Source organism: Pseudomonas sp. RP-B7, assembly GCF_059803535.1.
The window spans coordinates 170,297-192,854 of sequence record NZ_JAPFHC010000006.1; the positions used below are offsets into that span (position 1 = coordinate 170,297).

24 protein-coding genes are annotated in these 22,558 nt (G+C 62.3%); 12 read left to right on the plus strand and 12 right to left on the minus strand.

The features are described 5' to 3' along the window. The first annotated feature begins 50 nt into the window (after positions 1-50). Together OPU96_RS08540 and glyA are read left to right on the plus strand one after the other, a co-directional pair. Positions 51-1,232 (plus strand): aspartate aminotransferase family protein, encoded by a 1,182-nt coding sequence (locus OPU96_RS08540; protein ID WP_192297981.1) that lies wholly within the window; start codon positions 51-53, stop codon positions 1,230-1,232. A gap of 25 nt (positions 1,233-1,257) precedes the next feature. Then, complete coding sequence (gene glyA, locus OPU96_RS08545) at positions 1,258-2,523, plus strand: serine hydroxymethyltransferase (protein ID WP_498558962.1); 1,266 nt, start codon at positions 1,258-1,260, stop codon at positions 2,521-2,523. Here the strand turns inward: glyA and OPU96_RS08550 are convergent. Both OPU96_RS08550 and OPU96_RS08555 read right to left on the minus strand, forming a co-directional pair. Continuing rightward, positions 2,514-4,025 carry a YifB family Mg chelatase-like AAA ATPase gene (locus OPU96_RS08550; RefSeq protein WP_192297979.1) on the minus strand — a complete coding sequence of 504 codons (1,512 nt, stop codon included), beginning with the start codon at positions 4,023-4,025 and terminating at the stop codon, positions 2,514-2,516. The genes glyA and OPU96_RS08550 overlap by 10 nt on opposite strands. Positions 4,026-4,241: 216 nt before the next feature. Beyond that, positions 4,242-4,505 (minus strand): accessory factor UbiK family protein, encoded by a 264-nt coding sequence (locus tag OPU96_RS08555; RefSeq protein WP_071488052.1) that lies wholly within the window; start codon positions 4,503-4,505, stop codon positions 4,242-4,244. A gap of 423 nt (positions 4,506-4,928) precedes the next feature. Between OPU96_RS08555 and glnK the strand changes: the two genes are divergently transcribed. From glnK to sutA, 3 genes are all read left to right on the plus strand, one after another. After that, complete coding sequence (gene glnK / locus OPU96_RS08560) at positions 4,929-5,267, plus strand: P-II family nitrogen regulator (RefSeq protein WP_002555808.1); 339 nt, start codon at positions 4,929-4,931, stop codon at positions 5,265-5,267. A 34-nt stretch (positions 5,268-5,301) separates the two neighbouring features. Next, entirely contained in the window at positions 5,302-6,639 is a 1,338-nt protein-coding gene (locus OPU96_RS08565; protein WP_498558963.1) for an ammonium transporter, read from the plus strand. Between the two features lie 387 nt (positions 6,640-7,026). Beyond that, positions 7,027-7,359, plus strand: a complete 333-nt coding sequence (gene sutA, locus OPU96_RS08570; protein WP_226454655.1) for a dormancy-specific transcriptional regulator SutA — start codon at positions 7,027-7,029, stop codon at positions 7,357-7,359. 194 nt (positions 7,360-7,553) lie between these two features. Here sutA and OPU96_RS08575 read toward each other — a convergent pair whose 3' ends face one another. The 6 genes from OPU96_RS08575 to lptM are packed head-to-tail and all read right to left on the minus strand — an operon-like array spanning position 7,554 to position 12,136. Then, positions 7,554-8,249 carry an HAD family hydrolase gene (locus OPU96_RS08575; protein ID WP_305391731.1) on the minus strand — a complete coding sequence of 232 codons (696 nt, stop codon included), beginning with the start codon at positions 8,247-8,249 and terminating at the stop codon, positions 7,554-7,556. Next, the gene (xerC, locus tag OPU96_RS08580; RefSeq protein WP_498558964.1) at positions 8,246-9,145 is read right to left on the minus strand and encodes a tyrosine recombinase XerC; all 900 of its coding nucleotides are present in this window, start codon (positions 9,143-9,145) and stop codon (positions 8,246-8,248) included. Before xerC ends, OPU96_RS08575 begins: the two co-directional genes overlap by 4 nt. A gap of 2 nt (positions 9,146-9,147) precedes the next feature. After that, positions 9,148-9,864, minus strand: a complete 717-nt coding sequence (locus OPU96_RS08585; protein ID WP_192297974.1) for a DUF484 family protein — start codon at positions 9,862-9,864, stop codon at positions 9,148-9,150. A gap of 13 nt (positions 9,865-9,877) precedes the next feature. Then, positions 9,878-10,708 (minus strand): diaminopimelate epimerase, encoded by an 831-nt coding sequence (gene dapF, locus OPU96_RS08590; protein ID WP_192297973.1) that lies wholly within the window; start codon positions 10,706-10,708, stop codon positions 9,878-9,880. Between the two features lie 3 nt (positions 10,709-10,711). Then, complete coding sequence (lysA, locus tag OPU96_RS08595) at positions 10,712-11,959, minus strand: diaminopimelate decarboxylase (RefSeq protein WP_192297972.1); 1,248 nt, start codon at positions 11,957-11,959, stop codon at positions 10,712-10,714. A gap of 9 nt (positions 11,960-11,968) precedes the next feature. After that, the gene (lptM, locus tag OPU96_RS08600; RefSeq protein WP_192297971.1) at positions 11,969-12,136 is read right to left on the minus strand and encodes an LPS translocon maturation chaperone LptM; all 168 of its coding nucleotides are present in this window, start codon (positions 12,134-12,136) and stop codon (positions 11,969-11,971) included. Positions 12,137-12,374: 238 nt separating this feature from the next. On the opposite strand from lptM, the gene cyaY reads away from it, so the two are divergent. From cyaY to rnk, 3 genes are all read left to right on the plus strand, one after another. After that, entirely contained in the window at positions 12,375-12,707 is a 333-nt protein-coding gene (gene cyaY, locus OPU96_RS08605; protein WP_027608321.1) for an iron donor protein CyaY, read from the plus strand. 2 nt (positions 12,708-12,709) lie between these two features. Then, positions 12,710-12,928 (plus strand): DUF1289 domain-containing protein, encoded by a 219-nt coding sequence (locus OPU96_RS08610; protein ID WP_192298242.1) that lies wholly within the window; start codon positions 12,710-12,712, stop codon positions 12,926-12,928. Between the two features lie 131 nt (positions 12,929-13,059). Then, positions 13,060-13,473: a nucleoside diphosphate kinase regulator gene (gene rnk, locus OPU96_RS08615; RefSeq protein ID WP_192297970.1), complete on the plus strand. Its 414-nt coding sequence runs from the start codon at positions 13,060-13,062 to the stop codon at positions 13,471-13,473. Here the strand turns inward: rnk and OPU96_RS08620 are convergent. From OPU96_RS08620 to OPU96_RS08630, 3 genes are all read right to left on the minus strand, one after another. Further along, positions 13,470-16,310, minus strand: coding sequence for a class I adenylate cyclase (locus OPU96_RS08620; RefSeq protein ID WP_226454653.1), 2,841 nt, complete (start codon positions 16,308-16,310; stop codon positions 13,470-13,472). The two genes, rnk and OPU96_RS08620, sit on opposite strands and share 4 nt — an antisense overlap. Before the next feature lie 170 nt (positions 16,311-16,480). Next, a complete protein-coding gene (locus OPU96_RS08625; protein ID WP_003195403.1) occupies positions 16,481-16,735 on the minus strand; it encodes a TIGR02647 family protein in 255 nt (84 codons plus the stop codon). A 96-nt stretch (positions 16,736-16,831) separates the two neighbouring features. Continuing rightward, positions 16,832-17,116 (minus strand): hypothetical protein, encoded by a 285-nt coding sequence (locus tag OPU96_RS08630; RefSeq protein WP_192297968.1) that lies wholly within the window; start codon positions 17,114-17,116, stop codon positions 16,832-16,834. Positions 17,117-17,243: 127 nt separating this feature from the next. On the opposite strand from OPU96_RS08630, the gene OPU96_RS08635 reads away from it, so the two are divergent. Further along, positions 17,244-17,903 carry a glutathione S-transferase family protein gene (locus tag OPU96_RS08635; RefSeq protein WP_226454652.1) on the plus strand — a complete coding sequence of 220 codons (660 nt, stop codon included), beginning with the start codon at positions 17,244-17,246 and terminating at the stop codon, positions 17,901-17,903. A gap of 174 nt (positions 17,904-18,077) precedes the next feature. On the opposite strand, the gene argH is transcribed toward OPU96_RS08635, so the two are convergent. Then, on the minus strand, positions 18,078-19,472 hold the full coding sequence (gene argH / locus OPU96_RS08640) for an argininosuccinate lyase (RefSeq protein WP_192297966.1): 1,395 nt from the start codon (positions 19,470-19,472) through the stop codon (positions 18,078-18,080). Positions 19,473-19,975: 503 nt separating this feature from the next. On the opposite strand from argH, the gene OPU96_RS08645 reads away from it, so the two are divergent. From OPU96_RS08645 to OPU96_RS08655, 3 genes are all read left to right on the plus strand, one after another. Next, a complete protein-coding gene (locus tag OPU96_RS08645; protein WP_192297965.1) occupies positions 19,976-20,722 on the plus strand; it encodes a LytR/AlgR family response regulator transcription factor in 747 nt (248 codons plus the stop codon). A gap of 138 nt (positions 20,723-20,860) precedes the next feature. Continuing rightward, on the plus strand, positions 20,861-21,802 hold the full coding sequence (gene hemC, locus OPU96_RS08650; RefSeq protein WP_498558965.1) for a hydroxymethylbilane synthase: 942 nt from the start codon (positions 20,861-20,863) through the stop codon (positions 21,800-21,802). Further along, positions 21,799-22,557: a uroporphyrinogen-III synthase gene (locus tag OPU96_RS08655; RefSeq protein ID WP_305391729.1), complete on the plus strand. Its 759-nt coding sequence runs from the start codon at positions 21,799-21,801 to the stop codon at positions 22,555-22,557. Before hemC ends, OPU96_RS08655 begins: the two co-directional genes overlap by 4 nt. The last annotated feature ends 1 nt before the right edge of the window (position 22,558 follow it).

The window sequence follows — 22,558 nt, forward strand, 5'->3', positions numbered from 1 at the left end:
ACCGGCCTTGAACAACCTACGTATCGAGTGACTTGCAAGGAAACCCTGTGATGTCTTCTGCACCCGCGTACCTCATGCACACCTATGCCCGCCAACCGGTCGCGTTTACCCGGGGCGAGGGACCCTATCTTTGGGATACCCAGGGCGTCCAATACCTGGACGCCATTGCGGGCGTCGCGGTGACCAGCCTGGGTCACGCCAACCCGGAGATCGCCGCGGCGATTGCCGAGCAGGCCGGCCAGTTGCTGCATACCACCAACATGTTCCAGATCGAGTGGCAGGCGCGGTTGGGCGAACGTTTGTGCGGTTTGTCCGGCATGCAGCGCGCCTTTTTCTGCAACTCCGGTGCGGAAGCCAACGAAGCCGCGCTGAAGCTGGCGCGCTTGCACGGCAACGCCCGGCAGGTCGCGCAGCCACAGATCGTGGTGATGGAAAACAGCTTTCACGGGCGCACCCTCGCCACGTTGGCCGCGACCGGCAACCCTGCGGTGCAGCGCGGCTTCGAACCGTTGATGCCAGGTTTTATCCGCGTGCCCTACAACGACATCGACGCCATTCGCGCAGTGGCCGAGCAGTATCCCGACATCGTCGCGGTGCTGGTCGAGCCGGTGCAGGGCGAGGGCGGTGTACACCCGGCGTCCCGCGAGTACCTGCATGCCCTGCGAGAACTATGCGATGCCCATGACTGGCTGATGATGGTCGATGAAGTGCAGACCGGCATGGGCCGCACAGGTGCCTGGTTCGGCTTCCAGCACGCGCAGGTCGTACCGGATGTGATCACCCTGGCCAAGGCGCTGGGCAATGGCTTTCCCATTGGCGCCTGCCTGGCGCGGGGCAAGGCCGCCGAGTTGTTTTCGCCCGGCCACCATGCCTCCACGTTTGGCGGCAACCCGCTGGCCTGCCGGGTCGGGTGCACGGTGGTCGACATCATGGCGCGGGACCAGATCCCGCTGCGTGCGGCCGTCTCGGGGCGGCGCCTGTTGGCCACGTTGCAGGAGGCGTTGGGCAATCACCCGGAAGTGGTGTCGATTCGCGGCCTGGGCTTGATGGTCGGCATCGAACTGAATCGCCCGTGCGCCGAACTGGTGGGACGCGCGCGTGACGAACAACACCTGCTGATCACCGTGACGCGGGGCACCACTATCCGCCTGCTGCCGCCGCTGATCTGCGACGACGCGCAGATCGACGACATCGCCGAGCGTGTTACTCGACTCCTGGCCCACAGCGCCTGACTTTTCACTCAAGGACCTCTTCACCATGTACGATTCAACGTTGACCCTTAAAGCTTTCGACCCTCAGCTGTGCGAGGCGATTCATAACGAAGAACATCGCCAGGAAGACCATGTCGAGCTGATCGCTTCCGAAAACTATGCAAGCCCCCTGGTGATGCAAATCCAGAGCACGGTGCTGACCAACAAGTACGCCGAGGGGTACCCGGGCAAGCGTTATTACAGCGGCTGCGAATACGTCGACGTGGCCGAGCGGCTGGCCATCGAGCGGGTCAAGACGCTGTTCGATTGCGACTACGCCAACGTGCAGCCCCATGCCGGTGCCCAGGCGAACGCCGCCGTATTCTTGGCGCTGATCAACCCCGGCGACACGGTGATGGGCATGAACCTGGCCCAGGGGGGTCACCTGACCCACGGTAACCCGTCGAACTTTTCCGGCCGTCATTACAAGATCGTGCCGTATGGCCTCGATCCAAAGACAGGCCTGCTCGACTACGACGAGATGGAGCGCATTGCCTTGGAAACACGGCCGAAGATGTTGATCGGTGGTTTCTCGGCCTACTCGCGATACAAGGACTGGGCGCGTATGCGCGAAATTGCCGACAAGGTCGGGGCGATTTTCTGGGTCGACATGGCGCACGTCGCCGGGCTGGTCGCCGCCGGTGAATACCCGGACCCATTGCCCCATGCCCATGTGGTCACCAGCACCACGCACAAGACGCTGCGCGGTCCTCGGGGCGGCCTGATTCTGTCCAAGGGGCAAGACGAAGCGTTTTACAAGAAGCTCGACTCGGCGGTGTTCCCGGGGGTTCAGGGGGGGCCGTTGATGCACCAGATCGCGGCCAAGGCGGTCGCGTTCAAGGAAGCGCTGACGCCTGAGTTCAAGACCTACCAGGCCCAGGTGGTGACCAATGCCCGGGCCATGGCTGCGGTGTTGCAGCAGCGCGGGTACAAGATCGTCTCGGGCGGCACCGATAACCACATGATGCTGATCGACTTGTCCGACCGGCCTTACACCGGCAAGGAAGCCGACGCGGCCTTGAGCAACGCCTACATCACCGCCAACAAGAACTCGGTGCCCAACGATCCACGTTCGCCGTTTGTGACCTCGGGCCTGCGCATTGGCACGCCGGCCGTCACCACCCGTGGTTTCGGCGTATTCGAATGCGAGCAGTTGGCCGGCTGGCTGTGCGACGTGCTTGACGCAATGGAGCGCGATGACAGCGATAGAGTCGCCCATCATGTGCGCGAACAGGTGATTGCGCTGTGCCGGCGTCACCCGGTCTACCGTTGATCGGCCTGGCCGCAGGCGACTGGCCGGTATTGCAGCGCTTCGGCCAGGTGCGGGCGGGTGATGGTGTCCACACACTCCAGGTCCGCCAGGGTGCGGGCGACTTTCAACAGCCGATGGGCGGCCCTGAGGGATAGGGTCAAACGCTCGCACGCGCTTTCCAGCCACGCTTCATCCGGCCTGGACAGCGCGCAGTGCCGGCGCAGCCCGGGCAAATCCAGGAAGGCGTTGGCGCAGCGCTGGCGATTGTGTTGGCGCTCCCGCGCCTGGGCAACCTGCGCCGAGGCGGTGGCCGTGTTGTCGCCGCTTTGCGGCGTGGGGTTCAATGCGGTGGCTTCCCGGGCAACGGTCAGGTGCAGGTCGATGCGGTCCAGCAGCGGGCCGGAGAGTTTGTTGCGATAGCGCTGGATCTGTTCCGGCGTGCAGCGACAGCGTCCGCTGGCATCGCCCAGGTAGCCGCAGGGGCAGGGGTTCATCGCGGCCACCAGTTGAAAGCGCGCCGGGAAACTCACCCGGTCGCGGGCGCGGGAGATGACGATATGCCCTGACTCCAGGGGCTCGCGCAGTACCTCCAGGACCTTGCGGTCGAACTCCGGCAATTCATCCAGGAACAACACGCCGTGGTGCGCCAGGGTGATTTCCCCTGGCTGCGGTTTCGACCCGCCGCCGACCAACGCCGGCCCCGATGCCGAATGGTGCGGCTGGCGGAACGGTCGGTGGGGCCAATGGCTCAACGGCTCCAGGCTGACCACCGATTGAATCGCGGCGACCTCCAGGGCTTCCTGCTCACTCAACGGCGGCAACAGGCCCGGCAAGCGGCTGGCAAGCAGGGTCTTGCCGGTGCCCGGCGGGCCGCTGAACAACAGGTTGTGCGCGCCGGCGGCAGCGATCAGCAAGGCGCGCTTGGCGGCGAGTTGGCCCTGTACCTCGCTCAGGTCCGGGTAAGGTCGGTTCAAGTACAACAAACCATCGGACTTGTAGGGCTCAATGGGCTGGTGCCCGTTCAGATGGGCCACCACTTGCAGCAAATGATCCACTGCAATCACCTTCAGCCCCGACGCCAGGCAGGCTTCCTCGGCATTGGCCCGCGGCACTATCACGGTGCGTCCAGCCTTGCGCGCGGCCAATGCCGCCGGCAATACGCCCTTGACCGCCCGCACGGCGCCCGACAAGGCCAGTTCACCCAGGCATTCGACCTCATCGAGCATCAACGCCGGCACCTGCACGCTGGCCGCGAGGATTCCCAGGGCAATCGCCAGGTCAAACCGCCCGCCGTCCTTGGGCAGGTCGGCGGGCGCGAGGTTGAGGGTGATGCGCCGGGCCGGGTATTGCAGCGCGCTGTTGAGGATGGCACTGCGTACGCGGTCCTTGCTTTCCTTGACCGCGGTTTCGGGCAAGCCCACCAGGGTGAGGGACGGCAGACCATTGGCCATGTGCACTTCAACGGTGACGGAAGGGGCTTCGACGCCGACCTGGGCGCGACTGTGGACGATGGCGAGGGACATGCTCGTTCCTTGAAATGGGGGCCGCATCCTGCGGGTTTTTCAAGGGTAGACGAGGAGTGAAACTATCGATGGCGGGAGGTTTTACAGAACGTATCCAGAGAGCGACGGGGCCAAATGTGGGAGCGGGCTTGCTCGCGAAGGCGGTGGGTCAGTCAATAAACTCGGAGACTGACACCCCGCCTTCGCGAGCAAGCCCGCTCCCACAATGGGCCGCGTTTATTCAGCAGATGGCGGCGTCAATCGTGCTTCCAGTTCGGCGACCTTCGCTTCCAGGCTCTCCAGCCGCGCACGTGTGCGGGCCAGCACGACCATCTGGCTGTCAAACTCTTCCCGGCTCACCAGGTCGAGCTTGCTGAAGCCGCTTTGCAACAGCGCCTTGAACTGGCTTTCGATTTCGTTGCGGGGCAGCGGGGTGTCGCCGCTGAACAGGCGAGAGGCATGGCCGCTCAGGGCGTCGAGGAGATCTTTGGGCGCGAGCATGGGAAATATTCCGGAATAACTGTTGGCCGGCAGTGTATCACGCAGCGTCTATAGTCTTTTTCACCGCGTGGGGCGCACGCTTTTCGCGCAACGTGCCGTCCGGCGGCGCACTGTTTTTGTGCGCAATACGGCCGCCAAAAAGCCCCGAAGGTGGGCAGAAGTGGGCAAAGGACTGATTTCAGTGATTTTTACGGAGCTGGCAAGGTTTCTGCTTAGACGATCATGACCCATGCACTGATGCAGTCGCTGTGACGAATGCAGTGCGCCGACGGATCAGGGGTACAGGTTTCGTCACCAGTGGTTCGCTGGTGTCGCAATGGCAACTGCCGTTGAGACGATGCGTTACAAAGCCAGGCACTGCGCTTAGACTTGAGACGGGTTTGTTTTCCTGGGGCAAGTCCACCAATTCGGGAGAGAGTTTTCATGAAGCTAGTCACTGCCATCATCAAGCCGTTCAAGTTGGACGATGTACGCGAGTCGTTGTCCGAGATCGGCGTGCAGGGCATTACCGTTACTGAGGTCAAAGGCTTCGGTCGGCAGAAGGGTCACACCGAGCTGTATCGCGGCGCGGAATACGTAGTCGATTTCCTGCCGAAGGTGAAGATTGATGTCGCCATTGACGACAAGGATCTTGACCGGGTTATCGAGGCGATAACCAAGGCGGCCAACACCGGCAAGATCGGTGACGGCAAGATCTTCGTGGTCAATCTGGAACAGGCTATTCGCATCCGTACCGGCGAAACCGATACCGACGCAATCTAAGCCGCCAAACCCCAACGCCCCAGGAGAAAACAATATGACTCTGCGTAAATTCGCAGGGCTAGGAGCCCTGTTGTCCATCGTAATGCCAAGCCTGGCCATGGCGGCAGACGAAGTGGCTGCTCCAGTCCTCAATTCCGGCGACACGGCGTGGATGCTCACATCCACCGCGCTGGTGCTGTTCATGACCATTCCAGGCCTGGCGCTGTTCTACGGCGGCATGGTGCGCTCCAAAAACATTCTTTCCGTGATGATGCAGTGCTTCGCCATCACCGGCCTGATCAGCATCCTGTGGGTCGTCTACGGCTACAGCATCGCCTTTGATACGACCGGGATGGAGCAGGGCGTCGTCAACTTCAGCTCCTTCTTCGGCGGCATGGGCAAGGCGTTCCTGGCGGGCGTGACCCCGGCCAGCATCACCGGGCCTGCGGCACTGTTCCCCGAGGCGGTGTTCATCACCTTCCAGATGACCTTCGCGATCATCACTCCGGCGCTGATCGTCGGTGCCTTCGCCGAGCGCATGAAGTTCTCCGCGATGCTGATCTTCATGGCGATCTGGTTCACCCTGGTCTATGCGCCGATCGCGCACATGGTCTGGAGCGGTAACGGTGGCCTGCTGTGGGACTGGGGCGTGCTGGACTTCGCCGGCGGCACCGTGGTGCACATCAATGCCGGTGTGGCTGGCCTGGTGGCGTGCATCGTGCTCGGCAAGCGTAAAGGCTACCCGACCACCCCGATGGCCCCGCACAACCTGGGTTACACCCTGATCGGCGCGGCCATGCTGTGGGTGGGCTGGTTCGGCTTCAACGCCGGTTCCGCCGCTGCGGCCAACGGCACCGCCGGTATGGCGATGCTGGTCACCCAGATCGCGACCGCTGCTGCAGCGCTGGGCTGGATGTTCGCCGAGTGGATCACCCATGGTAAGCCAAGCGCACTGGGCATTGCCTCGGGAGTCGTGGCCGGCCTGGTTGCTGTAACGCCAGCCGCAGGCACCGTGGGCCCGATGGGCGCCCTGGTGATCGGCCTGGTGGCCGGTGTGGTCTGCTTCTTCTGCGCTACCAGCCTCAAGCGCAAGCTGGGCTACGACGACTCCCTGGACGCCTTCGGCGTGCACGGTATCGGCGGTATCGTCGGTGCAATCCTGACCGGTGTGTTCGCAGCGCCAGCCCTGGGCGGCTTCGGCACCGTGACTGACGTTGCTGCGCAGGTCTGGATCCAGTGCAAAGGTGTCGGCTTCACCGTGATCTACACGGCGATCGTGACCTACATCATCCTCAAGGTGCTGGACATGGTCATGGGCCTGCGGGTTACCGAAGAGGAAGAGGCTGTCGGCCTCGACCTGGCACAACACAACGAACGCGGCTACAACTTGTAAGTACGCGGAAAAAAGATGCCCGGCTTGCCGGGCATTTTTTTGCCTGGCGTTTGTCAGTGTCTCAAAGCTGTAACGGTTTTTGCGTTGTGTTTGTGATGGGGCACACAAGCCACTTTCAAGCATGCGAATGTCTTACAGGCATGTAGGCGTATTCGGCACTTTGTTTTTTTCCTGAGCGCGCTAGAATGCGCGCCGATGGGCGCAGAACTGTATTTATCCGGCGAGCAGCGTGAACACGGCGGTGCTCGTAAAGTCCTCGCCATCTTGCACGGTGATGGGGCATAAGCCACTGGTTATCCGGTGGATGTTGATTTTTTTCCAGCGGCCTCGACAGGGGATGAAGCTGGGCTATAACTAATCTGCTTTTCGCAAGTCATGAGGTAGAACATGAGCGACGATGATCTGGAAAACGACGACCTCGAAGTAGGTGATGACGACGAGACCGATGAAGGTCTTGAAGTTGCAGCGGATGATGGCAGTGCCGACGAGGTCGATGACAGTGGCGACGACGCTGCTCCCAAGGCCAAAGGCAAAGCCAAGGCCGCCGTTTCGGTAGATGAACTGCCGAGCGTTGAAGCCAAGAACAAAGAGCGCGATGCGCTGGCCCGCGCGATGGAAGAATTCCTCGCCAAAGGCGGCAAAGTGCAGGAAGTCGAGGCCAACGTGGTGGCAGATCCACCGAAGAAGCCGGATAACAAGTACGGCAGCCGACCTATCTGAGGTCAGCCACCTGCTTGTAAGAAAAGCCCGCCGTCGCTGCGGGCTTTTTCATGTCTGGAATAATTTCCTAAGGCCCGCCGCATACCCAATGTGGGAGCGGGCTTGCTCGCGAATGCAGTCTGTCAGTTACTGATGTGCTGACTGACACACCGCATTCGCGAGCAAGCCCGCTCCCACAGGTTTGATCTGCGTTTTTACTGCCAGCCGCGAAGCAACTCTGGCAATTGCGCCAGGTTACGAATCTCGGCATCCGGGCGCTTATCTGCATCCCACACCTTGCCCGTCGGGTTGAACCACACCGCCCGCAACCCCGCCTGCTGCGCCCCGGCAATGTCATCCCCTGGATGATCGCCGATATGCACCGCCGCACTGGCCTCCACGCCGCCGCGCTTCATAGCCTCCTGAAACAATCGCGCATCTGGTTTGGCAATCCCGATGTCTTCGGCGCGCAGGGCAAAGTGGAAGTAGTCGGCCAGGCCAACGCGCTGCACATCGGCATTGCCGTTGGTGATTACCCCTAGCAGGAAGTGCTGACGCAGCGCTTGCAGCATCGGTTCGGTTTCAGGGAACGGGGTGAGCTGATGACGCGCATGAATGAACGCCTCAAAACACACATCGGCCATTTGTGTGGCCTCGGGCTGTGGATAACCGGCTTCTTCAAAGGCATGCATCAACACCCGGTGGCGCAGCACGCTGATGCGGTGCTTCAGCTCCGGATGGCGCTCCAGCACCTGCTGGCGCAGGCTGGCGAAATGCTCCAGGGGCAAGTCGCCGACCTTCGACGCGTGGTTCGCCAGCCATTCACGCATCGACGCTTCGGCGCTGATGATGACGGGTACGTTGTCCCAGAGCGTGTCGTCCAGGTCGAAGGTGATCAGCTTGATACTCATGAGTCGCCGCCCTTGATGCGTTTGGCCCGTGGATGGGCGCTGTCGTACACCGTTGCCAGGTGTTGGAAATCCAGGTGGGTGTAGATTTGCGTGGTCTTGATGTCGGCGTGGCCGAGCAGTTCCTGCACCGCGCGCAGGTCCTGGGATGATTCGAGCAAATGGCTGGCGAAGGAGTGGCGCAGCATGTGCGGGTGCAGGTTCTGGCCCAATTCACGCTCGCCCGCCGCCTTGACGCGCAATTGGATGGCACGTGGCCCCAGGCGTCGGCCTTGTTGGCTGACAAACACCGCGTCGTCCGCCGGGTTGGTCAACAACCGCAGCGGCAGCCACAGTTGCAGGGCTTCGCGGGCTTTGCGGCCCACCGGCAGCACTCGGGTCTTGCTGCCTTTGCCCAGCACTTGCACCAGGCCGTCCGCCAGGTCCAGTTGATCCAGGTTCAGGCCGGTCAGTTCCGACAGGCGCAGACCTGAGGAATAGAACAGTTCGAGGATCGCCTGGTCGCGATGGGCCAGGAAGTCGTCCTCGACCGCACCGTCGAGCAATTGCAGGGCGCGGTCGGTGTCGAGGGTCTTGGGCAGGCGTCGCTCGCCTTTGGGCGGTGACAGGCCATTGGCCGGGTCGTGCTCGCACAGGCCTTCGCGATTGAGATAGTGATACAGGCCGCGCACCGCCGACAGCAGGCGCGACAGGCTGCGCGAGGATTGGCCGGCCTGGTGCAGGCGAGCAATCAGGCTGCGCAGGCTTTGGATGTCCAGGGCCTTCCAGCTGGCGATCTGCTGTTTTTCGCAGTACTCCAGGACCTTGTTCAAGTCGCGCCGATAGGCTTCCAGGGTGTGGGGCGACACCTGGCGCTCGCTGCGCAGGTGAGCGCAGTAAGCGTCCAGTTGCCGTTCCATGCCTAGCGCACCGCGCGCAGGGCGGTGGTGAAACGCGGCAGGACGCGGCCCAGCACTTCGGCGATGTAGGTCAAGAACAACGTACCCACCGAGCTTTTGTAGTGCGCCGGGTCGCGGCTGGCGATGGCGAGAACGCCATGCAGGCCTTGATGGCTGAGGGCGACGACGGCAGTGGAGCCGATCTGCTTGCGCTGTTCGGCGCCAAACAGGAAGTCCAGCTCATGCTCGCGCAGGGTGCCGCTGATGGTCTTGCCTTCGGACAGCAGGCCGCCGATGGCGGTCTGTGCTTCGGCACCGCTGACCCATCGCCCCACCGGCATCGGGTTGTCGCTGAACAGGATCAGGCTGACAAAGGGCACCTGGAAATCCTGGCGCAGGCTGTCTTCCACGGCGATCACCGTTTCTTCCAGGCTGGTGGCGTCCATCAGTGTGAGGATCAGGCGGCGGGTTTTCTCGAACAGGCGGTCGTTGTCGCGGGCCACGTCCATCAGGTGCGAGAGCTTGTGGCGCATTTCGATGTTGCGCTCGCGCAGGATCTTCATCTGCCGCTCCACCAGCGACACGGTGTCGCCGCGCTGGTGGGGGATGCGCAGGGCCGGCAGCAGCTCCTCGTGTTCGACGAAGAAGTCCGGATTAGCCTCAAGGTACGCCGCGACGGCAGCGGCCTCCAGACTGTCGCTCGGGGATGCTTGTGCGGGTACTTGAGGCTTATCGGTCATTGGCTGGGCTCACTCATAGACGGACCTGTCCTTCGTATACACGCGAGGCCGGCCCGGTCATCAGTACCGGGTGGCCAGGGCCTGCCCATTCGATGGACAGACGTCCGCCGGGCAGGTCGATCAACAGTGGCGAATCCATCCACCCCTGGCTGATCGCGGCCACGGCAGCGGCGCAAGCACCGGTGCCGCAAGCCTGGGTTTCGCCGGCACCGCGTTCCCAGACGCGCAATTGCGCGCGGGAACGGTCGATCACCTGCAGGAAACCTACGTTGACCCGGGCCGGAAAGCGCGGGTGGTGTTCGAGCTTGGGTCCCAATTCGTGTACGGGCGCGTTATTGATGTCGTGGACCCGCAGTACCGCATGGGGGTTGCCCATGGACACGGCGGCCAGCTCGACACTCTGCCCGTCGACGTCGACCGTGTAGCTGGCGGCCTGCTCGGTGGCCTGGAACGGAATGTCCGCCGGTACCAGGCGTGGCGCGCCCATGTTGACGCTGATCTGGCCGTCGTTGCGGACGTCCAGTTCGATCACGCCGCTCTTGGTCTCGACGCGGATCTGGCGCTTGGCGGTCAGGCGCTTGTCCAGCACAAAGCGCGCAAAGCAGCGCGCGCCGTTGCCGCACTGTTCCACTTCGGAGCCGTCGGCGTTGAAGATCCGGTAACGGAAATCCACCTCCGGGTTGCTCGGCGCCTCGACGATCAGCAATTGGTCGAAACCGATGCCGGTGTGACGGTCGCCCCACTGTTTAGCGTGTTTGGGCAGGATATGCGCGTGCTGGCTGACCAGGTCAAGGACCATGAAATCATTGCCCAGCCCGTGCATCTTGGTAAAACGCAGCAGCATGGCTTACTCCGGCAGCAGGCTTTCGCCAGCATACAACTCGGCTACCGTCTCGCGGCGACGCACTTCAAACGCTTGATCACCGTCCACCAGCACCTCGGCGGTACGCCCGCGGGTGTTGTAGTTGGAACTCATGACAAACCCGTAGGCACCGGCCGAATGCACGGCCAGCAGGTCGCCTTCTTCCAGGGCCAGCTGACGATCCTTGGCCAGGAAGTCGCCGGTCTCGCAGATCGGGCCGACGATGTCGTAGGCGCGCGCTTCGCTGTCGCGAGGGGTTACGGCGGTGACGTTCATCCAGGCCTGGTACAGCGCTGGGCGGATCAGGTCGTTCATCGCCGCGTCGACGATGGCGAAATCCTTGTGTTCGGTGTGCTTGAGGTACTCGACCTGGGTCAGCAGCACGCCGGCGTTGGCGACGATATAGCGGCCCGGCTCGAACAGCAGCGCCAGGCCACGGCCTTCGATGCGCTCGCGCACAGCCTTGATGTAGTCGGCGATCTGCGGCGGCTCTTCATCGCGGTAACGCACACCTACGCCACCACCGAGGTCGATGTGGTGCAGGTAGATGCCGCACTCACCGAGGCGGTCGACCAGTGCCAGCAGGCGGTCGAGGGCGTCGAGGAACGGTGGCAGGGTGGTCAGTTGCGAGCCGATATGGCAGTCGACACCCAGTACTTCCAGGTTTGGCAGTTGGGCGGCGCGGATGTACACGTCCTCGGCGTCGGCAATGGCGATGCCGAACTTGTTCTCTTTGAGACCGGTGGAAATGTACGGGTGGGTGCCGGCGTCGACGTCCGGGTTGACGCGCAGGGAGATCGGCGCGCGAACGCCCATCTCGGCGGCCACCACTTGCAGGCGTTCCAGCTCGTCGGTGGATTCGACGTTGAAGCAGTGCACGCCGACTTCGAGGGCGCGGCGCATGTCGTCGCGGCTCTTGCCGACGCCGGAGAATACGATCTTGTCAGCCTGGCCGCCGGCGGCCAGTACACGTTCGAGCTCGCCACGGGAGACGATGTCGAAACCAGCGCCCAAGCGCGCCAGGACATTCAGTACACCCAGGTTGGAGTTGGCCTTGACCGCGTAGCACACCAGGCTCGGCGTGCCTTCCAGCGCGTCGGCAAAGCTGCGGTATTGGGCTTCGATGTGCGCACGGGAGTACACGTAGGTCGGGGTGCCAAAACGTTCGGCAATCGCGGACAGCGCCACGCCTTCCGCGAACAGCTCGCCGTTCCGGTAGTTAAAAGCGTCCATGAATGTCCCTTAGTAGGTGTCGTGCTTATGCGCTTTTGCAGATTTTTGCGACGATTGCGCCTGTTCATTCGGGTCTTTACTGTCGTCGGGCAGGTACAGCGGGCCTTTTTGACCACAGGCACTAACGAGGCAAGCGACCGCGACGAGCGCAGCAAGGGAAGAGATCAGGCGCTTCATGGCGAAATCCTTGAATATGCATTAATTGCGCCCGAGTATACCGACCACCCGCCAGCTTGCCTATGCGCTGAAATACCCGTCCGGCGGGGGTTTGCCGAGATGGCTGCGAAGCGGACTACGCTGACTGGGGATATTTCATACCGCCAATCGCGATGGAATCGGTATCCTTTGCAATCGGCCGGGCTCGCCCGTATCGTGCGGCGCTTGAGCAAAACCAGACACTTTTGAGGTTGCCACAATGAGTTTGACCGAAGCCCGTTTTCACGACTTGGTGGATGCGACCCAGCAGGCGCTGGAAGATATTTTCGACGACAGCGGCCTGGATGTAGACCTGGAGAATTCGGCTGGCGTGCTGACCGTCAAGTTCGAGAGTGGCCAACAACTGATCTTCAGCCGCCAGGAGCCGCTGCGTCAGCTGTGGCTGGCGGCGCGTTCCGGTGGCGTGCACTTCGACTACGACGAAGAAAGCGGCAAATGGCAGTGCGACAAGAGTGAAGAGTTGTTGGGCGAAATGCTTGCGCGCCTGGTCCACGAATACACCGGCGCCGAGCTGGACTTCGACGAGATCTGATGGTGACGCAGCCCGCTCCCGTACGTCCGCCCAAGCCGCTGTTCAGCAATGTCAGCCCGGCGGTGCCGTCACCTTGTATCAGTTTGTGTCGCCTGGACGAGGAAAAAGTCTGCCGCGGCTGCTTCCGTCACGTCGAAGACATCCGTGAATGGCGCTCCGCCGACGATGCGCGGCGCCGGGTGATTTGCGCCGAGGCCGAGCAGCGCAGGGCTGGCGCCTGAGGTCGTCTTGTTTATTTGTGACGCTGTGGTAGTGTCCGGCTACGCCTCAACTCATCGAGGCCAGTGAGAACCCCGCCTTTTTCTGGCGGGGTTTTGCTTTTTTGTGCAGAAAAAAGGAGTCTGCCTGAATCATGACCACCGCACCGTCCATCATCCTCACCCGTCTTGACGTGCAGCGTCTGGAGCAACTGATCGACCGCCTGGGCGACGAGTCTCCTGGCGTCGAAGCATTGCAAGCCGAACTCGACCGCGCCGAAGAGGTGGTTGGCCACGATGAAGTGCCTGCGGGTGTCGTGACCATGAACTCCAGCGTGCATTGCCGTGAACAAGGCAGTGGCAAGGACTACCACCTGACCCTGGTCTACCCGAAACACGCGAATGCCGATGAAGGCAAGATCTCGATCCTGGCACCTGTGGGCAGCGCGTTGCTGGGCCTGCAAGTGGGCCAGCATATCGACTGGCCGGCGCCCGGCGGCAAGACCCTCAAGCTGGAACTGCTCAGTGTTGACGGCCAGCCCAAGGACGGCGGCGCCTTCCCGCTCTAAATCTGCTTCAGCGCCGCGTTGAGCGACAGCTCCAGCTCGGCCTTGTAACGCAGGTACAGGTTGCTCGGGCTTTGCACGTCGCCGAGCAGGCCCGACAGGTCCAGATCGGTGATGTAGCAGCGGTAGCGCTCGGTTTCCCGGCGCTGCCCGACGATCTCCTGGGCGACCACGCTAAAGAGCTGGTCGCCAAATTCCAGTTCGCAGAACTCCCGCTGATTGCAATACAAGGTAACGCCCACCTGGCCCGGTGCGGCCTTGCCAATAATCGCCTGCACGTCATAAAACGGTTTGTTGGCCGAGTTCTGCGGCGCCGGACGCGGCTCGACGCTGCGCGCGCGATTGCTGCCCGATGGCAACAGTTGGTAATACAGGATTTGCACTTCACCCAAGGGTTGCCTGTTGTCCAGCGGTGCCAGTGCTTCGCGTCGATAGATGATCGATTGCAGGAAGCGCTGCAGCGGCGCCAACAGGCTCTGCTCATCATGAAACGGCAATTGCTGGCGCCAGAGCGCGTTGAACTCATCCAGCACGTACAGCTCGGCAACACCGTCGTTGACCCGGTAGAACACCTGCACGCAATCGGCCAGGCCCATGGGCAGCAACAGCGCCAGGTCGTCGCCTTCCAGTGCCATGGCGTCCAGGTGCAGCGGGCTGTAGCCTGCCAGCTCTTCGCTGAGGTAGCTGATCAATGCGTCCTGGGTTGGCAGCGGTACGTGGGTGGCCTGGCCCGGCACCAGCTCCATCACGTGATAGTGCTGCTGCACCTGCAACAGGTAGCGGTGATTGCCTTGAGCCAGCAGCAGGTTCTGCGCGGTGTCGAAGATGTCCTCGACGCGCTGGGCAATGAACTGCGCACGGTTGTGACAGAAACAGCGCACCCGCAGGCGTGGCAGGTGATCCGACGGCAGTTGGTTCAGGTAGTCGCGCAGGCAATCGAGCAGGGCGTGCGGGCCGTCGTAGCGGCTGACCAGCACCTCGTTCCAACTATTGAGCGTGACCTGATCCAGGGTCAGGACCAGGTTGTCACGCACCCCGGCGTAGCTCAGGGAGTCGGTACGCTCGGTGGTCATCAGGATGTTCAGGTCGCGGTGGTGCTTGAGCGGGTCGACGCCGACGTTGATCAACAGCAGCACTTCCTCTGGCACGGCCGAGCGCAGCAGGCGTTCTTCATCGACACTGGCCAGGGGCAGGGCGACCGTCTGTTGCAGGCTGCCGAGCAGGTTGAACAGCTCGAATTCGGTCATGTCGCTGATGCCAGGGTGCAGCGCCAGGCGCGTGCTGCTGTCGATGACGCCGTTGCGATGGCACCAGGTGAGCATCTCCAGCAGGTCGCGGCTGCGTTTGATCGGCGCGAAGTGTTCCGATTCCTGGGCTGTGAGGTTGCCGTTGTACAGGCCCCAGTAATGTTGACCGGGCTCCTTACGATTGGGCGATTGCACCAGGGTCAGGGTGTCTTCGGCCAGGTCCGGGGCGATGCCGGGGTTGATGAACTCGACTTTGCTGGCCTTGCGCTCGAACGCGGCGTACAGGCGGCGGCCGAGTACATTCAGGTCGCGCTTGTTGATCAGGCTGACGGTCTGCTCGGTGCGGGCGAACTGGGTAAGGAAGCGGTAGCTGTAGTTCAGCTCGTTGACCAGAGCGCGGCGCTCGGAGGCAACCTGGCGCACTTTCCATTGGCTGCGGCTGTCGAGCAGGGCCAGCTGGCGTTGGTCCCAGCCCCATTCGTGGGCCAGCCGCTCCAGCAGCAAGCGTTGCCAGCTGGTGGTGCGCTGGCCAGCGCTGAGCTTGCGGTTGACCTTCAGGTACAGGGCGCGTCGCACCAGTTCCAGACGCTCGGGCTCGTTGCGTGCCTTGAGGTATTCCTCGATGCGGCGGTAGACCACGATGTAGGGGTCCAACTCGTCGAGGTCGATCTGATTGGCGAACACCGCCCGCTTGAACCGCAGGCTCAAGCAATGCACGTGGGGGTGTTCGCTGGCGTAGACCTCGGTCAGCAGCAGCTTGAGCACCGATTTGTAGGGTGATTCGATGCCCTTGAACAGCTGCCACAGCCCGGCGCCGATGAACTCCCCCGGAGGGATGCGCGCCAGATGGCCGAGGTCGAGGGTTTCGTCGGCGCGGATAAAGCGCTTGGAGATCAGCGTGTGGGTGAATTCGGCGTAGCGGGTTTCTTCATACACCGGCACCAGCCACCAGATCGGCGTGCGTCCGGCTAGCCAGATGGCGGTACGGTAGAACTCGTCCAGCAGCAAGTAGTGCTGGGTGGTACCGCAGTCGTCGGAACTGAGCTGGGTGTCGCGCTCGCCCAGTACAAAGCGTGTCGGCTCGATCAGGAAGAAATGCGCTTCGGCGCCCATGCCCAGGGCCCAGGTTTCCAGCAACTGACACTTCTTGCGCAACTCGGCCAGTTCGTTTTCGCCGAGGTCCGGGGCGTGGCAGACCCACACGTCCATATCGCTCTGGTCGGCCTGGGCCAGGGTGCCGAGGCTGCCCATCAGAAACAGGCCGTGGATCGGCTGCGGCGGGTTGCCGTGGCGTGGCTTATAGGAAAACGAACGGGTCAGGCGCTGGGCTTCGGCCAGGGCTTGGGTGTCGGGTTCGAAATTCGACAGCCCGGCCGGCGTGCTTCCGGAGACGTAGCCGGGCAACAGCGGATGATTGACGTGGAAGAACAGCGGCAACAGGGTCAACACGCTTTGTTGGCGTGGTGTCAGCCCCTCGACAGCCCGGGCCATGCGGCCGTCGTTGAGCGCCATGAAGCGCGCACGCAGTTGGGCCAGCACCTTGCGGTCGATGCCTTCGTCCAGGTCAGGGCGGATTTCATGGGTGCGGGTCATGTCGAGCTCGGTGGCGCGCAGGGCCCGACGTGGGCGGCCGTATTGGAGTTTACCGCCAGGAGCATAGGAGGTTTAGAGGGTAATCGGTCTTTGACGTCAGAACTTTAACCCTTTCACAGCAGCGCCCCCGGAATCCGCATTGGGCGGACTCCATGGGCGGGTATCGAGCGTCAGGCGGCTTCTTTGGTACTGGCGGTGGTCAGGATGGTCAGCAGGGTTTGGGCCTGCTCTGCAGCGTCACGGCCAAGGCTGGTCAGGTAGCCTCCGTCCGGCTGGTCGATAAGTCCTTTGGCGTGGAGGCGCTTGGCTGCGGCGATAGCAGTGGGAGCGGCGGTCTGGTGGACTTTCAGACCTTCCTTGGTGCTGTCCAATGGGAAGAGTACAAGGATTTCCAGTTCGGCAACCAACTCAGGGGTATACGACATAAGGACTCCAGACTTTCTAAGAATTTATTAGAGGCTAGCAGGCCATAAGGTGAACGCACTTTGCCGAACTGTCCAGCGTGTTGCTGCGCCCTTGGATTATTGCTTTTCCGGCGGCAGATCCGGCAGGGCGCGCAGTGCAGTTTCATACCATTCGGTATTGAACGCACGGTCCTCTTCCAGCAGCGCATCAATCTCGACAGCCAGCACGTGGGCCATCAGTTGCAGGATTTCTTCACGCTCGTAACCCACCAGGGTCAACTTGTTGAACGTGGCCTTGGCCGCTGGTGGGTTTTCGCTTTCGATCTGGTTCTCGATCGCTTCGATCAGGGTGTTTTCGGCGAATTCTTCTTCGTCGTTGTCGATATCGGTCGGCTCGCTCATGGCAGGCTCCTCACAGGAAAGGGCGCCAGTCTACCCCCATTCAGGCGGGTGATGCTGCTGGCAACGTCGGGCTCTGGGAGCTATAACCCTTGCAGCCAACCCCATTCCCGGCCTGGAGGCGCCTGCAATGCTCAAGCTCTACGGATTCTCGGTCAGCAACTACTACAACATGGTCAAGCTCGCGCTGCTGGAGAAGGGACTGCCGTTCGAAGAGGTGCCCTTTTTTTCCGGGCAGACCTCCGATGTCTTTGCGGTCAGCCCACGTGGCAAGGTGCCAGTCCTCGGCGTCAAGCAGGGGTTTATCAACGAAACCAGCGTGATCCTCGAATACATCGAACAGAGCCAGGAAGGGCCTTCGCTGCTGCCCGCCGAGCCGTTCCAGCGAGCCCAGGTGCTGGCGCTGTGCAGGGAGATCGAGTTGTACATCGAGCTGCCGGCCCGTGCGTGTTACCCCGAAGCGTTTATGGGCATGCCGGTGCCGGAGGCGATCAAGGAGAAGTCCAGGTCCGAGTTGCTGCTGGGGTTCGGTGCGCTGGGCAGGCACGGCAAGTTTGCGCCGTATGTGGCGGGGGAGAGCTTCACGATTGCCGATCTGTATTTCATGTACAGCGTGAACCTCGCCTGCGCGGTGGGCGAGAAGCTGTTTGGGCTGGATTTGCTGGCTGAGATGCCGGCGGCCAAGGCGTTGCTGGAAAAACTGCATGCACTGCCCAATGCCCAGAAGGTCGCGGCGGACAGGGAAGCGGCGATGCCGGCGTTCAGGGCGATGATTGCTGCCAAGAAATAAGCAAGCCCGAGTGGATCAAGTGTGGGAGCGGGCTTGCTCGCGAAAGCGGTGTGTCAGTCAGCCCATAGCTAACTGATAGACCTTATTCGCGGGCAAGCCCGCTCCCACATTTGCCCGAGGTGTCTGGTAGTACTCGGTCTCTTGTGGGAGCTGGCTTGCCTGCGCTGCTTTTAGCTAGCGGCTGGCGAGCAATGCCTGGCCACGTGCAACGGCGGCCTTCACCTGCGCCGGTGCGGTCCCGCCAATATGGTCACGCGCATTCACCGAACCTTCCAGGGTCAGCACGGCAAACACATCCTGCTCGATCTGGTCACTGAACTGGCGCAGTTCTTCCAGGCTCATTTCCGCCAGGTCCTTGCCGGTGTCCACGCCGTATTTCACGGCGTGACCAACGATTTCGTGGCAGTCACGGAACGGCAGGCCGCGGCGTACCAGGTAGTCCGCCAGGTCGGTCGCGGTGGAGAACCCGCGCAGCGCCGCTTCACGCATGATCGCGTGCTTGGGCTTGATCGCCGGGATCATGTCGGCAAACGCGCGCAGCGAGTCGCGCAGGGTGTCGGCGGCGTCGAACAGCGGTTCCTTGTCTTCCTGGTTGTCCTTGTTGTAGGCCAATGGCTGGCCTTTCATCAGGGTCAGCAGGCCCATCAGTGCGCCGAATACGCGGCCGCTCTTGCCACGCACCAGCTCTGGCACGTCGGGGTTTTTCTTTTGCGGCATGATCGAACTGCCGGTGCAGAAGCGGTCCGGCAGGTCGATGAACTGGAATTGCGCGCTGGTCCACAGCACCAACTCTTCGGAGAAACGCGACAGGTGCATCATCGCGATGCTGGCCGCGGCGCAGAATTCGATGGCGAAGTCACGGTCGGACACGCCGTCCAGAGAGTTGCCGCCCACGGCGTCGAAGCCCAGCAGTTGCGCGGTGTACGCGCGGTCGATCGGGTAGGTGGTGCCGGCCAGCGCGGCGCTGCCCAGCGGCATGCGGTTGGCGCGCTTGCGGCAATCCACCAGACGCTCGTAGTCGCGGCTGAGCATTTCGAACCAGGCCAGCAGGTGGTGGCCGAAAGTCACGGGCTGTGCGGTTTGCAGGTGGGTGAAGCCGGGCATGATGGTGGCGGATTCACGCTCGGCCTGCTCCAGCAGGCCTTTTTGCAGGCGGGTGATCTCGCCCAGGATCAGGTCGATCTCGTCACGAATCCACAGGCGGATGTCGGTGGCGACCTGGTCGTTGCGGCTACGGCCGGTGTGCAGTTTCTTGCCGGTCACACCGATGCGGTCGGTGAGGCGGGCCTCGATATTCATGTGCACGTCTTCCAGGTCGACGCGCCAGTCGAACGTGCCGGCTTCGATCTCACCCTGGATGGTGTTCAGGCCATCGATGATGCTGTCGCGCTCGGCGTCGGTCAGCACGCCGACCTTGGCCAGCATCGTGGCGTGGGCGATCGAGCCCATGATGTCGTGGCGGTACAGGCGCTGGTCGAAGGTGACGGAGGCGGTGAAGCGGGCGACGAAGGCGTCGACGGGTTCACTGAAGCGGCCGCCCCAGGACTGGTTGGTCTTGTCGGTGCTCATGGATTCGCTCGTGATCTGCTTTAAAGAGGCTTGGAGGTGTGCCGGCGATAATAACAGGGTTGCCCGTGGAGGCGGTGCTACGGGTGATCGGCATTTTTATTTGCACGAAGGATGGCAAAGTGCCTTGCCGCCGGACGCGTCCGGGAAGAGACTGGACTCGGGTGTTTATTGAAACGATATTTGACGATAGAGCAATACCGTCGCAGTGAGCGTCTACAGTTGCACTGAACAGAGCGTGAATGCACCAATGTCGGGTGCTGCGGTCAGAGCCCTGACTATCCATCAAACACGGGGGGATTCGGATTGTGTATCAGCAAACCCTACGACGATGCCCGAAGTCAGAAGGTCCTGGGCGCAATTGAACAGGTCCGGGTAAATATGGGTGCCGCTGTCAGGGCACTTTTTGCCGCTCGCGCTAGTCTTAGCGTGGATCGCTGTGACGCAAGTCACCGCACCTGTCTACGCTATCCTTGTGCGAGACTCACGCAGGAATCCAGCGCAATATGAATGTCCTGATCGTTGAAGACGAACCCCAAGCCCGCGAGCGACTGAGCCGTTTGGTCAGTGAACTCGAGGGTTATACAGTCCTTGAACCGAGCGCCACCACGGGCGAAGAAGCGTTGACGCTGATCGACAGCCTCAAGCCGGATGTGGTGTTGCTCGATATTCGCCTGCCGGGCCTTGATGGCCTGCAAGTCGCCGCCCGCCTGAGCGAGCGTGAATCGCCACCGGCGTTGGTGTTGTGCGCGGCCGAAGCGGAATTTTCGGCGCAGACCCTTGAGGTCAGTGGCGTCAGCTTCCTGTCCAAGCCGGTCGAGGCAGGTGCGTTGCTCAAGGCCCTGAAAAAGGCCGAGCGCCCCAACCGCAGCCAGCTCACCGCCTTGACCCAGCCTGCCGCCCAAAGTGGCAACGGGCCGCGCAGCCATATCAGCGCGCGTACCCGCAAGGGCATCGAGCTGATTCCCCTGAGCCAGGTGGTCTACTTTATTGCCGATCACAAATACGTGACCCTGCGCCACGAGGGCGGTGAAGTGCTGCTCGATGAGCCGCTCAAGGCCCTTGAGGATGAGTTCGGCGACCGCTTCGTGCGAATCCACCGCAATGCCCTGGTGGCCCGCGATCGCATTGAACGCCTGCAACGCACGCCACTGGGGCACTTTCAGTTGTTCCTGAAAGGGCTTAATGGCGATGCGTTGATCGTCAGCCGACGCCATGTCGCCGGTGTGCGCAAGATGATGCAGCAGCTTTAGCCCAAGGGTTTTGGCGCGACCTGCAGTCCTTATCCCGGTGCGATGCGGCCAGGGAGGCCCCGCACTTGCTGATTCAAATCAAAGCGTATTTGCCTGAGCTGTTATTATCTGCCGTATCTATTCAGTACGGATTGATCCATGTTCTCTCGCGAAATCCGCATCGCCACCCGTAAAAGTGCCCTTGCCCTGTGGCAGGCCGAATACGTCAAAGCACGCCTCGAGCAGGCCCATCCCGGCCTCACGGTGTCCCTGGTGCCCATGGTCAGTCGCGGCGACAAGCTGCTCGACTCGCCGCTGTCGAAGATCGGCGGCAAGGGCCTGTTCGTCAAGGAACTGGAAACCGCGTTGCTGGACAACGAAGCCGACATCGCCGTGCATTCGATGAAAGATGTGCCCATGGACTTCCCTGAAGGCCTGGGCCTTTTTTGTATCTGCGAGCGCGAAGATCCGCGCGATGCCTTCGTCTCCAATACCTACGCGTCCCTGGATGAGTTGCCCCAGGGCAGCATCGTCGGCACCTCCAGCCTGCGGCGTCAGGCGCAGCTGTTGACCCGTCGCCCGGACCTGCAGATCCGCTTCCTGCGCGGCAACGTCAACACGCGCCTGGCCAAGCTGGATGCCGGTGAATATGACGCGATTATCCTGGCGGCAGCCGGTCTGATCCGCTTGGGCTTCGAAGACCGCATCACGTCGGCCATCAGCGTCGAAGACAGCTTGCCGGCCGGTGGCCAGGGCGCCGTGGGTATCGAATGCCGCACCGCTGACACTGAAATCCACGCACTGCTCAAGCCTCTTGATCACCACGACACTGAGGTGCGCGTTACCGCCGAACGTGCCCTGAACAAACACCTTAATGGGGGCTGCCAGGTGCCCATCGCCTGTTACGCGGTGCTCGAAGGTGAAAACCTGTGGCTGCGCGGCCTGGTCGGCGACCCGGACGGCGGCACCTTGTTAACCGCCGAGGTCCGTGGCCCGCAGGGCGACGCGGCAGCTTTGGGTATTCAGGTGGCCAACGCGCTGCTGGACCAGGGCGCTGGTGCCATCCTGCAAAAAGTCTACGGCGAGGCCGGCCCGCAGTGACCGATTGGCGTGTGCTGCTGACGCGGCCTGCCGAGGAGTGTCTGGCCTTGGCGGCGTCGTTGTCGGCAGCCGGGATCTTCAGCAGCAGCCTGCCGTTGCTGGACATCGAGCCGCTTCCCGTCACCCCCGAACAACAGGCCGTGTTTCGTGACCTGGGCCGCTATTGCGCGGTGATTGTGGTCAGCAAGCCGGCCGCCCGCCTGGCGTTGCAGCAGTTGGATCGCGCCTGGCCGCAGTTGCCGTGGTTCAGCGTCGGCGCCGCCACGGCCCAGGTATTGGCCGATCATGGCCTCAACGTTCACTATCCCCCAACCGGCGACGACAGCGAGGCCTTGCTAGCACTACCCGCCTTGCGCGAGGCTATCGCACGGCCTGGCGCCCGGGTGTTGATCCTGCGCGGCGAAGGCGGCCGGGAGCTGCTGGCTGAGCGTTTGCGCGAGAGAGGTGCTAGTGTCGACTATCTGGAGTTGTACCGTCGTTTCCTACCGACCTACGCCGCTGGGGCACTGGTGCAACGCATCCAGTTGGAACGCTTGAACGGCGTGGTGGTCAGCAGTGGGCAGGGTTTTTTACACCTGCAAGCCCTGGCCGGTGTCGATTGGCCCCAGGTGGCACAGTTGCCGTTGTTCGTGCCGAGCCCGCGAGTCTGTGAGATGGCGCGGGCTGCCGGCGCAGAAAAAGTTGTGGATTGTCGCGGCGCGAGTGCCGCGGCGTTGTTAGTGGCGTTGCGCGCCCATCGTGCGGCCACTCTCTGAT

Coding starts and splice junctions, on each gene's coding strand:
- OPU96_RS08540 (WP_192297981.1), top strand. CDS start 51: ATGTCTTCTGCACCCGCGTACCTCATGCACACCTATGCCCGCCAACCG.
- glyA (WP_498558962.1), top strand. CDS start 1,258: ATGTACGATTCAACGTTGACCCTTAAAGCTTTCGACCCTCAGCTGTGC.
- OPU96_RS08550 (WP_192297979.1), bottom strand. CDS start 4,025: ATGTCCCTCGCCATCGTCCACAGTCGCGCCCAGGTCGGCGTCGAAGCC.
- OPU96_RS08555 (WP_071488052.1), bottom strand. CDS start 4,505: ATGCTCGCGCCCAAAGATCTCCTCGACGCCCTGAGCGGCCATGCCTCT.
- glnK (WP_002555808.1), top strand. CDS start 4,929: ATGAAGCTAGTCACTGCCATCATCAAGCCGTTCAAGTTGGACGATGTA.
- OPU96_RS08565 (WP_498558963.1), top strand. CDS start 5,302: ATGACTCTGCGTAAATTCGCAGGGCTAGGAGCCCTGTTGTCCATCGTA.
- sutA (WP_226454655.1), top strand. CDS start 7,027: ATGAGCGACGATGATCTGGAAAACGACGACCTCGAAGTAGGTGATGAC.
- OPU96_RS08575 (WP_305391731.1), bottom strand. CDS start 8,249: ATGAGTATCAAGCTGATCACCTTCGACCTGGACGACACGCTCTGGGAC.
- xerC (WP_498558964.1), bottom strand. CDS start 9,145: ATGGAACGGCAACTGGACGCTTACTGCGCTCACCTGCGCAGCGAGCGC.
- OPU96_RS08585 (WP_192297974.1), bottom strand. CDS start 9,864: ATGACCGATAAGCCTCAAGTACCCGCACAAGCATCCCCGAGCGACAGT.
- dapF (WP_192297973.1), bottom strand. CDS start 10,708: ATGCTGCTGCGTTTTACCAAGATGCACGGGCTGGGCAATGATTTCATG.
- lysA (WP_192297972.1), bottom strand. CDS start 11,959: ATGGACGCTTTTAACTACCGGAACGGCGAGCTGTTCGCGGAAGGCGTG.
- lptM (WP_192297971.1), bottom strand. CDS start 12,136: ATGAAGCGCCTGATCTCTTCCCTTGCTGCGCTCGTCGCGGTCGCTTGC.
- cyaY (WP_027608321.1), top strand. CDS start 12,375: ATGAGTTTGACCGAAGCCCGTTTTCACGACTTGGTGGATGCGACCCAG.
- rnk (WP_192297970.1), top strand. CDS start 13,060: ATGACCACCGCACCGTCCATCATCCTCACCCGTCTTGACGTGCAGCGT.
- OPU96_RS08620 (WP_226454653.1), bottom strand. CDS start 16,310: ATGACCCGCACCCATGAAATCCGCCCTGACCTGGACGAAGGCATCGAC.
- OPU96_RS08625 (WP_003195403.1), bottom strand. CDS start 16,735: ATGTCGTATACCCCTGAGTTGGTTGCCGAACTGGAAATCCTTGTACTC.
- OPU96_RS08630 (WP_192297968.1), bottom strand. CDS start 17,116: ATGAGCGAGCCGACCGATATCGACAACGACGAAGAAGAATTCGCCGAA.
- OPU96_RS08635 (WP_226454652.1), top strand. CDS start 17,244: ATGCTCAAGCTCTACGGATTCTCGGTCAGCAACTACTACAACATGGTC.
- argH (WP_192297966.1), bottom strand. CDS start 19,472: ATGAGCACCGACAAGACCAACCAGTCCTGGGGCGGCCGCTTCAGTGAA.
- OPU96_RS08645 (WP_192297965.1), top strand. CDS start 19,976: ATGAATGTCCTGATCGTTGAAGACGAACCCCAAGCCCGCGAGCGACTG.
- hemC (WP_498558965.1), top strand. CDS start 20,861: ATGTTCTCTCGCGAAATCCGCATCGCCACCCGTAAAAGTGCCCTTGCC.